The organism is Acinetobacter sp. YH16052, from assembly GCF_013417155.1.
Lineage (GTDB): Bacteria > Pseudomonadota > Gammaproteobacteria > Pseudomonadales > Moraxellaceae > Acinetobacter.
The window spans coordinates 1-13,355 of record NZ_VPEO01000014.1; the positions used below are offsets into that span (position 1 = coordinate 1).

General features: G+C 41.6%; 12 protein-coding genes, 1 tRNA gene and 1 pseudogene. 9 read left to right on the forward strand and 5 right to left on the reverse strand.

The window, feature by feature from the left end; all coding sequences use genetic code 11:
- Positions 1–204: 204 nt before the first annotated feature.
- Positions 205–1,404 carry a tyrosine-type recombinase/integrase gene (locus FTV42_RS10560; protein ID WP_071851760.1) on the reverse strand — a complete coding sequence of 400 codons (1,200 nt, stop codon included), beginning with the start codon at positions 1,402–1,404 and terminating at the stop codon, positions 205–207.
- A gap of 193 nt (positions 1,405–1,597) precedes the next feature.
- Positions 1,598–1,674: transfer RNA gene (locus tag FTV42_RS10565), tRNA-Ile, on the reverse strand.
- 799 nt (positions 1,675–2,473) lie between these two features.
- Between FTV42_RS10565 and FTV42_RS10570 the strand changes: the two genes are divergently transcribed.
- Together FTV42_RS10570 and FTV42_RS10575 are read left to right on the forward strand one after the other, a co-directional pair.
- On the forward strand, positions 2,474–3,028 hold the full coding sequence (locus FTV42_RS10570) for a 1-acyl-sn-glycerol-3-phosphate acyltransferase (protein ID WP_004278932.1): 555 nt from the start codon (positions 2,474–2,476) through the stop codon (positions 3,026–3,028).
- Between the two features lie 248 nt (positions 3,029–3,276).
- On the forward strand, positions 3,277–4,026 hold the full coding sequence (locus FTV42_RS10575; RefSeq protein WP_004645516.1) for a YebC/PmpR family DNA-binding transcriptional regulator: 750 nt from the start codon (positions 3,277–3,279) through the stop codon (positions 4,024–4,026).
- A gap of 69 nt (positions 4,027–4,095) precedes the next feature.
- Here the strand turns inward: FTV42_RS10575 and FTV42_RS10580 are convergent, their stop codons facing one another.
- The gene (locus tag FTV42_RS10580; protein WP_004645518.1) at positions 4,096–4,566 is read right to left on the reverse strand and encodes an Lrp/AsnC family transcriptional regulator; all 471 of its coding nucleotides are present in this window, start codon (positions 4,564–4,566) and stop codon (positions 4,096–4,098) included.
- Between the two features lie 380 nt (positions 4,567–4,946).
- Here FTV42_RS10580 and FTV42_RS10585 point away from each other — a divergent pair.
- Positions 4,947–6,352: pseudogene (locus FTV42_RS10585) on the forward strand (hypothetical protein).
- A 64-nt stretch (positions 6,353–6,416) separates the two neighbouring features.
- Here FTV42_RS10585 and FTV42_RS10590 read toward each other — a convergent pair.
- Complete coding sequence (locus tag FTV42_RS10590) at positions 6,417–7,181, reverse strand: glutathione S-transferase family protein (RefSeq protein WP_004645522.1); 765 nt, start codon at positions 7,179–7,181, stop codon at positions 6,417–6,419.
- Between the two features lie 294 nt (positions 7,182–7,475).
- Between FTV42_RS10590 and ychF the strand changes: the two genes are divergently transcribed.
- Positions 7,476–8,567 (forward strand): redox-regulated ATPase YchF, encoded by a 1,092-nt coding sequence (gene ychF, locus FTV42_RS10595; RefSeq protein WP_004645523.1) that lies wholly within the window; start codon positions 7,476–7,478, stop codon positions 8,565–8,567.
- Between the two features lie 210 nt (positions 8,568–8,777).
- Positions 8,778–9,395 carry a superoxide dismutase gene (locus tag FTV42_RS10600; RefSeq protein WP_180038724.1) on the forward strand — a complete coding sequence of 206 codons (618 nt, stop codon included), beginning with the start codon at positions 8,778–8,780 and terminating at the stop codon, positions 9,393–9,395.
- A 190-nt stretch (positions 9,396–9,585) separates the two neighbouring features.
- Here FTV42_RS10600 and FTV42_RS10605 read toward each other — a convergent pair whose 3' ends face one another.
- Complete coding sequence (locus FTV42_RS10605) at positions 9,586–10,083, reverse strand: hypothetical protein (protein ID WP_005106524.1); 498 nt, start codon at positions 10,081–10,083, stop codon at positions 9,586–9,588.
- Positions 10,084–10,186: 103 nt separating this feature from the next.
- Here FTV42_RS10605 and FTV42_RS10610 point away from each other — a divergent pair, with 103 nt between their 5' ends.
- The 4 genes from FTV42_RS10610 (at position 10,187) to purT (ending at position 13,351) form a co-directional block, all read left to right on the forward strand.
- Positions 10,187–10,939 (forward strand): AzlC family ABC transporter permease, encoded by a 753-nt coding sequence (locus tag FTV42_RS10610; RefSeq protein ID WP_180038725.1) that lies wholly within the window; start codon positions 10,187–10,189, stop codon positions 10,937–10,939.
- On the forward strand, positions 10,936–11,283 hold the full coding sequence (gene ygaH / locus FTV42_RS10615; protein WP_004278941.1) for an L-valine transporter subunit YgaH: 348 nt from the start codon (positions 10,936–10,938) through the stop codon (positions 11,281–11,283). The genes FTV42_RS10610 and ygaH overlap by 4 nt, the downstream gene beginning before the upstream one ends.
- Before the next feature lie 93 nt (positions 11,284–11,376).
- Entirely contained in the window at positions 11,377–12,021 is a 645-nt protein-coding gene (locus FTV42_RS10620; protein ID WP_180038726.1) for a hypothetical protein, read from the forward strand.
- Between the two features lie 115 nt (positions 12,022–12,136).
- A complete protein-coding gene (gene purT / locus FTV42_RS10625; RefSeq protein ID WP_180038727.1) occupies positions 12,137–13,351 on the forward strand; it encodes a formate-dependent phosphoribosylglycinamide formyltransferase in 1,215 nt (404 codons plus the stop codon).
- The last annotated feature ends 4 nt before the right edge of the window (positions 13,352–13,355 follow it).

The window sequence follows — 13,355 nt, forward strand, 5'->3', positions numbered from 1 at the left end:
TCGCTTGATTAAAGCTTGGTTATACGAGGACCAATTGGTTGTACGGTAAGTTTTAGGTGCAGGCTTCTTCATCTGGAAATTATATTGCTAAAGAAGCCCTCAAGAATAGCTTTGTGCAACAAAGCCCATCTTCAACCGTCCTATTTGGCAAAAAAAAAAAGCCGAAAATAACGTTTCGGCTTCTAAAATTATAACAAGAACACGCTAATCAAATATTCTTTCGCCGCAGATCGAATCCAAGTGGTCAGCCCAAAATTGCATAATATCCACCCTTTCCCTTAAGTGAGCACCTTTATCATAGGCACCCTTCACACCTGACTTTTGATGAGACAATGCTGATTCAATCACTTGCTCTTTGTCGCTAAAAACATCATTCAAATAGGTACTCGCAATGTGGCGAAATCCATGAGGATCTTGCTTCCCCGCATACCCCATTCGTTTCAATGCTGAATTGAAGGTCACGTCAGATATAAATTTTTCATTTGAATTACTTCTTGATGGAAACAAATATTCATTGCCATCCCCTGAAATCTCTTTTAATCGAAGCAATAATTTAATTGCTTGCTTCGGTAACGGTATCGCATGAGCTATTCTCCTTTTCATAATATCTGCAGGTCTAAGCCATACGCTTGTTTCAAAATCAAATTGATCCCAACGTGCGGCTCTTAACTCACCAGGCCTAGGAAATAGCACTACTAGCAATTCGAGTCCAATACTAGTAGTTTCAGAGCGATAATTACGGATTGCATTAACAAGGTCTGGAAGTTCATCCATTACGACATGTTTCATTGAACCTGCAGTATGATTTGCTAGGCCTTTTCGTACTCTTGCAAGAGGGTTGTAGCTGATTAAATTATCATCAATTGCATAATCATACGCATTACGACAATACGAAATTAATTTTTCAAGACGATTAAATATCCCTTCATTTAATTGTTTTTTTCTGAAAAATTCTTTCCACTCAGACGCAGAAATTTCTTTAGATAGACGTTGACCAAATACTGGCAATATATGCCTTTCTATAGACTGATATTCTTTCTTAAAAGTTTTATCAGTCCATACACCTTTTTTCGTATTCATCCATTTAATCAGTAAATTACCAAACAACATATTCTCTTGTTGTTTCGCCTCCAATAACTTCTCATTTTTAGTTTTTAAAATAATTTCACCATTTTGATATTTAATCGCCAATGATCGTGCTTCTTTGACTGAGATTACGGGGTAACTTCCTAACCCAAGCCATGTCCACTTACCAACTGTACTCTTAAATCTTAACTGCCATGACTTTTTACCTGTTACACCAACTTTTAAATACAGACCTGAAATATCGGAAACTCTGTACTCAGATTCTTGTGCTTTTAACGCTGCATATTGGGTATCTGTGAGTAATTTAGATTTAGCCATAAAATTTTGATTTTCCTAGATTAAACTAGGCTCCTGTATCCTGAGTTCTATTTTTTATACAGGATACAAGCCAGGATACAAATAGGGTGTTTTTATACGAGTACACCTGAGTATTCTTAAGACATTAAAAAACCCTTAACTCTTTTAGAATTAAGGGTTTAAGTATGTATTTTACTATATAAACACATGAATTTGGTGGGCCCAGACAGACTTGAACTGTCGACCAACGGATTATGAGTCCGCTGCTCTAACCAACTGAGCTATAGGCCCTATATGCTGAAAACTTTATTTATCAATAAGTTCAGGCGTCATGAATACTAGCTAAGATTTTTTGGAAAGACAAGTGCTTTTATAACTGCTTGAACATTTAGGCAGCAATCATGGGCGACTTGTCTTAGTCAAAATTCAGTTACTTAAGACTTCAGTATAGGAGGCATATAGAAAAATGAGATACATGCTGCATCATTTAAGACAAATGAGCCTGTCATCTTGAATTTAATCCGGTCTACTAAGGGTAAAACTGATAGATTTAAGGTCTTAGTATATCTATAAGGTATTAAAATTCTTTATTGCTCAGGCAGCACTGTTAAAGGAATAGCCTTGAGCTCAAGAAGATAGAATGACTAGAATTCAGACTTCATTTCTTCGTCTTTATGTAAATCCTGCTTAATTTCGATCAAAGACCATACAATTACAAGCGCAAAAATCAATAGGGAGACTACGAAGGCTGTCATGTACGTCATACTTTTCAATCTCAGAGTAGAAAGAATAAGAAAATAGAAAAGACCTGTATCAGTCTTCTTCTTCGACAAAAGTCTAATAACTAAAGTGTGCTCTGGATAGTCATTTTTTCATCATTTTAAGACTTTTTTTGTATCTAATGATATTTTTAAGATCTTAATATTGTTTTATTTATATATATTAACTCTTAATCTTGCAGCTTAAAAAGATGAATAAATCATAGATTTTTACATTATTCGCTGATTTTATTGGAAAGCCTATTGACTGTATGGGCGAACAAGATGAAATTATGCAGTTCTCTACATACAGCTTTTACTTCTCCGTACTTATGCTAAATAAATTCCTTGGCGAATCTGCATTTAAACTTGCAGGTTGGCAATATCATGTCGAACCCGATGTGCTTGAAGATAAACAGGTCATTATTGGGTTTGAACACACCTCAATGATGGATGCGGTACTGTCAATTGCCCTGTTCCAGATTTATGACCTCAAGGTTCATACCTTGATTAAAAAAGAATTATTTAAAGGACCGTTTAAACCGCTATTGAACGCTGTGGGTGGTATTCCGGTTGACCGCAAGGCCAGTAAAGATATCGTGACCCAGATGGTGGAACATTTTCAGAACAATGAAAAGTTCAATCTGGTGATTGCTCCCGAAGCAACACGGGCTAAACAAGGTGAAGCACGCAAACCAATCCGTACCGGTTTCTGGCATATTGCCAAGGCTGCCAATGTACCAATCGTGTTGTTATACGCCAATTCCAAAACCAAGCAAGGTGGCATTCTTGGCAAGATCTATCCGACAGACCTTGCGCATGACCTGGCTTTGATCAAGCAACTATATAAAGACAAGGTTGGCCTGGATATCGTTATTCCAGAATAAGCTTTTTAAAAATAAAAGCACGGACATAATCAGCGATTCTGCTGTTTATGTCCAAGTCATCTGTCCATATAAATGTATAAATAGAATTATAAATCCCCCTATCCTCTTTCTATTTTTCCTCGATATTGCACTTTTTTTGTTTTTATCCTGAAATCTCAAATCCAGGCACTTTTTTTTAAAAAAACGCTTATGGTAGAATTTCGGCATTCTGATAGGCATACAGCCAATCTACAAGGAGCATAGTTCGCATGGCGGGTCATTCCAAGTGGGCCAATATTAAGCATCGCAAAGCAAAACAAGATGCGAGTCGTGGTAAAGTTTTTACCAAATACATTCGTGAATTAACCACTGCTGCAAAGCTTGGTGGTCCAGATACTGCAAGCAACCCTCGTCTACGTGCTGTGGTTGAAAAAGCATTATCAGTGAATATGACACGTGACGTGATCAACCGTGCCATTCAACGTGGTGCTGGTGGCGAAGATAACGACGACCTGAAAGAAGTGACCTACGAAGGTTATGGTGTAGGTGGTGTTGCGGTTATTGTTGAAACCATGACTGACAACTTGAACCGTACTGTGCCTGACGTACGTCATTGCTTCTCTAAAACTGATGGTAACTTAGGCACCAATGGTTCGGTGGCATTCCTGTTCACGAAACGTGGTGAGATCACTTTTGAAGATGTGTCTTTGGAAGATCAAATCATGGAAGTGGCATTAGAAGCAGGTGCTGAAGACATCGAAGTCACTGAAGATGATATCTTGGTCATTACCACACCTGAAGCCTTCGGTGAAGTTCAAGATGCTTTAACTGCTGCAGGTTTAAAATCTGACAATGCTGAAGTAGTGATGAGTCCTTCAACCAAAGCAGAAATCACAGACATCGATCAAGCGAAAAAAATCATGAAAATGATTGATATGCTTGAAGATCTGGATGATGTACAAAACGTTTATACCAACGTTGAATTCTCAGACGCAGTTTTAGCAGAACTTGATGCTTAAATATGTCTGATTCAAAAAACGCACCTTAGGGTGCGTTTTTTTTATGGCTGTCCACCACCCTAGCTTTGATTAAACTTTATTGAGTAATCCGCTACAGTTAAAGACATTATATTCTTTAATCACAAAGCTGGAATGCAGTGCCACCACATGCTCAATTTTTCCAATCCGCTTAAGCAGGATTTCACTATAATTTTCCATATCTCTTGCCACGACTTCAACAATAAAGTCTGCCGACTGACCGGTGACCAAAAAGGCATTAATCACTTCGGGAATACTTTCCAGTTCTTCCAGAAATTTGGCAAAAGTATCGCTATCATGTTTGCTTAAGGATACCTGCAACAGCACATGCAGACTGAAACCTAATTTTTGGTAATTGATTTCACGTTTTAAGCCACTGATAATATTATGATCGATTAAGTGTTTGATCCTACGATGCACCGAACTGACAGATAAATTCACCCGCTCGGACAGTTCATTCAGATTGACATCTTCATGGGTCAATATTTCTAGAATATGTTTATCGAAACGATCCAGTTCCATTTTTATACTCTTATATCAATAATCAATAGATGCAGAAAATTTTGCGCCATCTCTGTTATACAATATTTATTTATTTTTCACAAAATTTTCATATTCTGAAATTTTTTCCCAAATGGGATTTCATTTTATAAATACGGTTTTCAGGAGGGTTTAAATGACCGTTAATCGCATAAATTAAAAACATGACCAATGGTATTTTTGATTAAATCTTTATTTTTAAATTATTTAAATTAGGTAAACATGGCAACAGATAGGCTATTCCTGTCAGCCCCTACACGACTTAACCGTCCATCTTTTACAAGTGTATAGAAATAGATTAAAACAAAGGCGCTTTAAAAACAAAAATAGCGCATTTCAAAAATATTACACAAGGAACGGTCATGGCTTCTAAACTTTTAAGCTTGATAAAAACAAAAGTGAGTCCTGTTTTAACCGTCGAAACCCAAACGAAGAGCTTATTGGGCGGCTTATTCGGTGGAACGACATCAGGTACCCTCACCAATCTTATTGGCAATCTCACCGGATCCAATACTCAACCTTCAGTCAGCTCATTATTAAATAATCTCCTTTCTGGAAGCAGCCTGAGTACGACAAATCTCAGCAATTTATTAACTCAATTTTCTGGTTCGAATGCCTCAAGTTTAAATATTCAAAGCCTGATCAGTAGCTTAACCCAATCCAATGGCGGTAGCTTTAATATTACCCAGGTCACCAACTTATTAAAGAGCTTAATGGGGAGCAATAGCAGCAGCCTAGATCTTGAGGCTATTTCTAAACTGGTGGGCGGCTTATTGGGCGGCAGTACGGGCAATATTGATATTGGTAAAATTTCTCAACTGGTCGGTGGCCTGATCGGCGGTTCTGGCGGTTTAGGCGGCGTAGATATTGGTGCCATTGCGGGTCTGGTCAGCAACCTCATCGGTGGCAATGGTGAAATTGATATCGCACAAATTGCTCAACTCGTTGGTGGCCTGATCGGTGGTTCTGGCGGATTAGGTGGCGTAGACATTGGTGCATCGCAGGCCTGGTCAGCAACCTAATTGGCGGCAATGGTGAGATTGATATTGCACAAATTGCTCAGCTCGTTGGTGGCCTGATCGGTGGTTCTGGCGGATTGGGCGGTGTAGATATCGGTGCGATCGCGGATCTGGTTGGCAACCTGATTGGTGGCAATGGCGAGATTGATCTCGCACAAATTGCTGAATTGGTCGGTGGTCTGATCGGCGGTTCTGGCAGTTTAGGTGATATAGATATTGGAGCAATTGCAGGCTTGGTGGGTGGTTTAATCGGTGGCAATGCAGGCAGTGATTTTGATCTTGGTGCTATTACCAATTTAATTAGCGGCTTTGTAGGCGGAAATGCAACGGATGGTTTTGATGTCGGTGGCTTCACTGACTTACTGAGCGGTCTGATTGCGAATGGTTCAAATGGCATAGACTTGGGTGGGTTATTAGGCAATCTCAATCTCGGTAGCGATCTGGATCTGGGTGGTATGATCGAAAGTATTTCCTCTGCTTCAAACGGCTTTGACCTAGGCAGTATTGCCGAAGGTGTTGGTCAGCTGGTTGGTAGTGGCTCTTCGATTGAATTGCCTGACCTCGGTGATCTTGTCCAAGGTGTGGGTACGACTGATTCCAATATTGATCTGTCTGCTCTCCTGCCGAGCATTAAAGATACAATTCAGAATATCGGCAGTGGCGGTTCTTCATCCGGATTTGATTTTGGTTCACTCCTCAATAATTTTACTAAACATATTGATATCGACCAGCCTAATCCTTGGGGTTAATCATAATCTCATCAAAAAAACGCGCTTCATGCGCGTTTTTTAATTCTGAGAGTAGCATTTAAACTTATACACCACGCCAGTCTACCCGCGCATTACGTTCGGTTCGGTAAATACGGCAAATATATTCACCCAGTGGTAGCTCATTCAAATACTGCTGATAGTCGCGATATTCTTCGGACAAGGTTTCAAAGTTTTCTTTTTCCCACGGCGTACCTGGAATCGCCAGAAGCGGTGCCAACATGGAACAGACTGCAATATCCGCCAGACCTAAACGATTTCCGACAAAATAATGCCCACCTTGGCTGACCAGCATCTGATTGAGCTGCTGTACCGCAACATCAATATGCTGTTTGGATTCCGCCACGGTTTCTTCATTCAATGCATAACCCTTGGCCACCATCGCTTTCAATAAAGGTTTAGAAAATTTTTCAAACTGGCGCAGATAGCCCTGCTCACCAATTAAAATATCCAGAGATTCATGATCAGAAGTCAGTGCTTGAGAGAGCATCCAGCGACGGACATGACGACCCAATTCCAAAGTAATTTCATTAATTTCTAAAGCTTTATTTCGAAAATATCCTTCCGCGTGCAGTAAACGATGTTCTGGATAAGTATCATCCAGATACAGAGCAATCTGGGTGGAATCTGCGATCCATCGATCCTGATCACGCAAAATAGGCAGACGATTCTGACCTGTTTTCAGGCGGGCAAAAGCGCGGTGTACCCCGGGTATCAGATTGTGAGCAACATAGTACAGCTCTTTATGGTCCAGCATCCAACGTGCTTTTTCGCAAAAGTGAGATAAAGGAAACTGGTATAAAGTTCGCATGTATGCTCCATGTTTATCGTTATTGGATCAGGGCGTGTAGGCCGCCGTTTTATTCAGATACTTTAGTCACTCACTTTTAGAAAAACAATGTGATTTTTATTCAAAAGTAAAATACTGGCTGATTATTCCTCTATGGTTGGTGGACTCACTACACATCCCGGAAAGCTCAGCGAGTCATTTTAGGTCGCCAGAAGCATTTGATTGCAATAAACCACAAGCACATGACCTGACTTTAGTCATGCTTTCATGTAAAATCGGGGGCAATTTTTATATAACGCTTTTGTGAGTTATTTCATGGGTTTTAATTGCGGTATTGTCGGCTTGCCGAACGTTGGTAAATCTACACTTTTCAATGCCTTAACCAAAGCTGCTATTGCTGCAGAAAACTTCCCTTTCTGTACGATCGAACCAAACACCGGAATTGTACCTGTTCCTGATCCACGTTTAGACAAATTGACTGCAATTGTTAAACCGCAACGTGTTATTCCGACTTCTATGGAGTTTGTAGACATCGCAGGTCTGGTAGCAGGTGCTTCTAAGGGTGAAGGCTTGGGTAACCAGTTCCTGGCCAACATTCGTGAAACTGATGCAATTGCTCACGTTGTGCGTTGTTTTGAAGATGAAAACGTGATTCATGTGAATGGTCGTATTGATCCACTGGATGACATCGCTACGATTAATACCGAACTTGCGCTCGCAGACTTAGATGCTGTAGCCAAAGCAATTACGCGTTTGACTAAATCTGCTAAAGGTGGTGACAAAGAAGCGCTAGCCACTAAAGCTGTATTGGAAAAAATCCAGCCTTTACTGGATGAAGGTAAACCGGCTCGCGCAGCAGACCTAGATGATGACGAACGTAAACTGGTTCGTGGTTTTGGCTTAATGACCCTTAAACCAACCATGTATATTGCCAACGTTGCTGAAGACGGTTTTGAGAACAACCCACATTTAGATGCAGTGAGAAAATTGGCTGCTGAAGAAAATGCGATTGTAGTTCCACTGTGCAACCAGATTGAAGCTGAAATTTCATTGCTTGAAGATGAAGACCGTGCTGAATTCCTTGAAGCAATGGGCATGGAAGAACCTGGCTTAAACGTGGTGATTCGCGCGGGTTATTCACTGCTTGGCCTACAAACTTACTTCACCGCGGGTGTACAAGAAGTTCGTGCCTGGACCGTAAAAGTTGGCGCAACTGCACCACAGGCAGCAGGCGTGATTCATACCGACTTTGAAAAAGGCTTTATCCGTGCAGAATGTATCGCTTATGATGATTTCGTGCAGTACAACGGCGAAGCCGGTGCGAAAGAAGCAGGCAAATGGCGTCTAGAAGGTAAAACTTACATCGTTCAGGATGGCGATGTTTTACACTTCCGTTTTAACGTTTAAGTCATTGCTGTTAAAAAAAGCCCCTTCTTGGGGTTTTTTTATTGCTTATAAAAAGAGGATTCATACGTATAACAGGCTTTCTGGAAGCGCATAAGATCAACACATATTAACAATAATGATAACTATTCTCATATATGAATATTAAATTAGAGTGTATCTTAAATCTAATGAAAAATAACCTAACTCCATTCTCCCCAAGGAATCCTGCCAATGAGCTACACCTTGCCTGTACTGCCTTATGCTTATGATGCGCTAGAGCCTCATATCGATAGCAAGACTATGGAAATTCATCATAGCAAGCATCATCAAACTTATATCAATAATATCAATGCAGGAATCGCGGGTACAGAATGGGAAGATTTATCAGTCGAAGCCTTAATTAGCAAATTCAATGAAGTGCCCGAGCAACTCAGACAGAACGTGATTAATAATGCTGGTGGACATGCCAATCATTCCCTGTTCTGGACAGTGATGAGTCCAGACGGCGGTGGTCACCCCAAAGCTGAAATTGCCAAGGCCATTGAACATGAATTAGGAGGATTCGAGGCATTTAAAGAAGCATTTACCCAGGCAGCGCTTAGCCGTTTTGGTAGTGGGTGGGCCTGGTTAAGTATGACGCCAGATCAAACGCTTATTGTAGAAAGTAGCGCCAATCAGGATTCTCCACTGATACATGGCAATATTCCCCTTTTAGGTCTGGATGTCTGGGAACATGCCTATTATTTAAAATATCAAAACCGTCGTCCGGAATATATTTCTGCTTTTTTCAATGTTGTGAACTGGAAAGAAGTAAATCGTCGTTATCTGGAAGCGTTGAATGCGCTTTAAATCTTTGAGGAGATCGGCCATGTCTACACGTACATTGATTCAACGCATGATTGGCAGCACACTCCTGATCTGCGGTGTAATGGTGCTTTTATTAGAACATGTGTGGATGCCCTATTTTTAAAGTTTATTTTGCTAAAAAAGCCAGTCTGAATGACTGGCTTTTTATAGGTACATTTAAATGGGCAAAGGTTTATTGCATATTGGCAATTGCAGTACCTTTTTGCTTAGGATCGGTATTTCCGAGTGCAGGATGGGCAATGGCATTCTGACATTGCAGTTTATCCCGCTCATAATCCGCCTGTTTTTGTTGCAGGCTGTTGCCATTTTCCATGGTCGTCCGCGCCCAGATTTCCAGACTGGTCAAAGCTTTACGACACAGAGCATATTTGCCTTCGGTCACCGAATCGGTCATTTTGACATTAATACGCCAGTCTGTACTCAATTTACGTGCTGGTTGACGTACCTGTGTTTCCAGCTGATCCACTTCTTTATTATAGACCAGTGGATCCACTTCATTGATCAGTTGCCATGCGGCATTGGCATAAGTCGTCGCATCATTAGTCAATTTAGGTGCCGGTTTAATTTCTGGCTTATCAGTCGATTGACTGTCATTCCCACACGCTTGTAACAATATTGCCGTGCTTATTAAAGCAGCAGTCAGCATCGCACGTGTCTTGAACATCCACATATCAGGCTCGCCAATTTAAACATTTCGGCACTATGCTATTAAATTCACGTAGAATACACAATCTTCATTTGACCCATCGTTCAACTCTCCTTCAAGGTGTGTCGTGTCTGAACCGAATCAACTCGCTACGCAACCTGCTGGCTTCTGGCAAGGTGCAAAAGATAGCCAAGCGATTATCTTCACTTATTTACCAGTGTCGTTTGCTTTTGGTGTTTCAGCCACTCAGTTTGGCTTTACCGCCTGGGAAGCACTGTTCCTGTCCTGCTCGATGTATGCAGGTGCCAGCCAGTTCCTGGTGGTCGCGCTCTTAGGCAGTGGCACATCCATCTGGATGACGGCATTAACCGTGATTGCCTTGGACATTCGCCATCTGCTCTATGGCCCTGCGCTGCAAAACCTGATTCAAGACCGGCTGAATTTAAAGAAAACGGCAATCTGGTCTTGGGGTCTGACCGATGAAGTCTTTGCCTCCGGCATGATCAAGCTCTCGCAACGGCGTCAAGAATGGTCAGAATCCTGGATGCTGGGTTTAAGTCTGTTTAGCTGGATGTCCTGGGCACTCGGATCTTTCCTCGGTGGCTTATTTGCCGATCAGGTCAGTAACTTGCCACAGTTCTTGCAGGCAGCACTGGATTTCTTGTTACCTGCGCTGTTCCTGAGTTTCTTGTTGGCAGCTTTTGAGAAAAAACATACTTTTGTTGTAGCTGTCACGATTCTGGTTTCTGCTGTGGCCTGTTATTTTATCGACCTGTCCGCCGCGATCTTTATCGGTATCAGTTCCGGTATTTTTGCCGGCCTATTCAAACACTATATTTTGAAGCAGCCAGATCCTGAGCACGCAGGAGATCAAACATGAATCTAGAGATTATTCTGGTCGGGATTTTAGTCGGAATCGCCAATTTTGCCTCGCGCTTTGGTCCTTTTTTTGTCATTCAAAAATTTCAGCAAGGTTCGCAAAAACGCGGAGCGTTGTGGCTAAAAATTGCCTTGGGTTCAATTGGCATCGCTGCGATCAGCTCCATGCTGGTGGTTGCTACCCTGCCACCTTTATTAGAAACACCGAATAAAAGTTTTGCGATGCTGGTTGGCTTTATTGTGCTTACGGTTTTGTATTTTAAGTTTAAACGTATCGTGATGGCGACTCTGACCGCAGCGCTCACCTATGGCCTGGTTTACACCTATGTTCCAGTACCCTTTTAAGCTTTAACCCGTTGATCAATCGAAACAAAGACTTATGCTAAACTCATAGTATAGGTCTTTTTTATATAACAATAAAAACAAGGAAGGATGCGCATGTTTGAGGTCAAACAGGTGATTGAAGGCAAAATCTTTATTCATCATCGGCGCGATGAAATGTTAACCGTATTCCATCGACATGAAGTGCCGGCACAATATTTTGAATGTTTTATCAATGCTCAAAATTTTACCGGACATTTTGTCGAAATACATGCTCAACCAGCAGATCAAGTTCGGGTGGTTTATATTAAAAAGAATAGCACCCATCAAATTATTGCTCTGCTTAATCAGAGCCAATACGTGCTGCATCTTCATCCTTTGACATTGATTTTGGGTAAATGGAGCTTCAGACATCGTGTCCTGCCGAATACTCTAAAAATTTTTGCTGGTTTATTTGCGCTCCTTTTTATTCTTTTTTCAGCTACCGCCTTTTCAGCAGATCAGTTCCAGCTCACCACCATCTTGCGAGACTGCATTCAATTCACAGTTTTTGGGCTACTGTTATTTTTGCTGTGCTTTGTACTGCCTTTTGTATTGCCCTATGCGTATTTCCTGCATGTTCGTACATTACGTCTGTTAAAGATGCTAAATATCAATACTGAACAAGTTGCACAAATAGAAAAGCTCAAGTCTCAAAGCGGGATTTATCTTCTGCAAACGCAGTCTGACAGCGATGTGAAAATGACAGCGCCTCCTTATTAAAATCTAGAAAAACTTTATAAATAAAACTGTTGGTCAATATCACAATTTTGTATGAATCTTGGCTTAACTGTCGGCTCAGTTCTGCTATGCTAAAAGTCCATAAAATCAAGCATGGATGATCCACATGAGCGTGACTATTGGTACTCCCCTTCAATCTTCTGCCTATAAAGTTCTATTATTGGGTTCTGGTGAACTGGGCAAGGAAGTGGTGATTTCACTACAACGCCTTGGAGTCGAAGTTCATGCTGCTGACCGTTATGATCATGCCCCTGCCATGCAGGTTGCGCATTATTCCTATACCTTGAATATGGCAGATGCTGTAGAACTCAAACAACTCATCAATCAAATCCAGCCACATTTAATTGTTCCTGAAATTGAAGCGATTGCGACCGAAGTTCTGCTTGAAATAGAAGCCCAGAACATTGCTACAGTCATTCCTTCTGCTAAAGCCGTCAATCTGACCATGAACCGTGAAGGTATTCGTCGTCTGGCTGCGGAAGAACTCGGTCTGCCAACTTCAGCTTACCGTTTTGCCGACAGTTTAGAATCCTTCCGCGCGGCCTGTGACGATGTCGGCTATCCAAACTTTGTGAAACCGGTGATGTCATCTTCAGGCAAAGGTCAGTCTCGTGTTACCCGTTTTGATGAAGTCGATGCTGCCTGGGAATATGCGCAAACCGGTGGCCGGGTCAATCAGGGTACTGTGATTGTAGAATCACAAATTGACTTTGATTTTGAAATTACCTTATTGACTGTTCGTGCAAAAAATCCAGAAACCGGCGAAATCGAAACGTCTTATTGCGACCCGATCGGACATCGTCAGGACTCAGGTGATTATGTGGAAAGCTGGCAGCCTCAACCGATGACTCCAGCCGCGCTGGAAGAATCCAAGCGCATTGCCAACAAGGTCACTACAGCACTTGGTGGCTGCGGAATCTTTGGAGTGGAACTCTTTGTAAAAGGCGACAAAGTATGGTTTAGTGAGGTTTCCCCACGTCCACACGATACTGGACTGGTGACTTTAGCCTCCCAATTTCAAAGTGAATTTGAGCTGCATGCACGTGCTATTTTAGGCTTGCCGGTGAATACTGCACGACATAGTGTGGCTGCCAGCGCGGTGATTTATGCTGGAGTAGATGACCGCAATCTTTCATTTTCTGGCCTGAATCTTGCTTTAGCAGACGGCAATACCGATTTACGCCTGTTTGGCAAACCTGAAGGTTTTAAACGTCGTCGTATGGGCGTTGCCACAGCACGTGCGGAAAACATTGAACAGGCACGTGAACTGGCCCTACAGGTCGCAAACCAAGTTAGCGTCAACCAAAACTAAGCTG

What these genes read in the sequence shown, in the direction of transcription:
- FTV42_RS10560 (WP_071851760.1), bottom strand. Translation starts at nt 1,404, where the DNA reads ATGGCTAAATCTAAATTACTCACAGATACCCAATATGCAGCGTTAAAA.
- FTV42_RS10620 (WP_180038726.1), top strand. Translation starts at nt 11,377, where the DNA reads ATGTTTGAGGTCAAACAGGTGATTGAAGGCAAAATCTTTATTCATCAT.
- FTV42_RS10575 (WP_004645516.1), top strand. Translation starts at nt 3,277, where the DNA reads ATGGCGGGTCATTCCAAGTGGGCCAATATTAAGCATCGCAAAGCAAAA.
- FTV42_RS10580 (WP_004645518.1), bottom strand. Translation starts at nt 4,566, where the DNA reads ATGGAACTGGATCGTTTCGATAAACATATTCTAGAAATATTGACCCAT.
- ychF (WP_004645523.1), top strand. Translation starts at nt 7,476, where the DNA reads ATGGGTTTTAATTGCGGTATTGTCGGCTTGCCGAACGTTGGTAAATCT.
- FTV42_RS10590 (WP_004645522.1), bottom strand. Translation starts at nt 7,181, where the DNA reads ATGCGAACTTTATACCAGTTTCCTTTATCTCACTTTTGCGAAAAAGCA.
- ygaH (WP_004278941.1), top strand. Translation starts at nt 10,936, where the DNA reads ATGAATCTAGAGATTATTCTGGTCGGGATTTTAGTCGGAATCGCCAAT.
- FTV42_RS10570 (WP_004278932.1), top strand. Translation starts at nt 2,474, where the DNA reads ATGCTAAATAAATTCCTTGGCGAATCTGCATTTAAACTTGCAGGTTGG.
- purT (WP_180038727.1), top strand. Translation starts at nt 12,137, where the DNA reads ATGATCCACATGAGCGTGACTATTGGTACTCCCCTTCAATCTTCTGCC.
- FTV42_RS10600 (WP_180038724.1), top strand. Translation starts at nt 8,778, where the DNA reads ATGAGCTACACCTTGCCTGTACTGCCTTATGCTTATGATGCGCTAGAG.
- FTV42_RS10605 (WP_005106524.1), bottom strand. Translation starts at nt 10,083, where the DNA reads ATGTGGATGTTCAAGACACGTGCGATGCTGACTGCTGCTTTAATAAGC.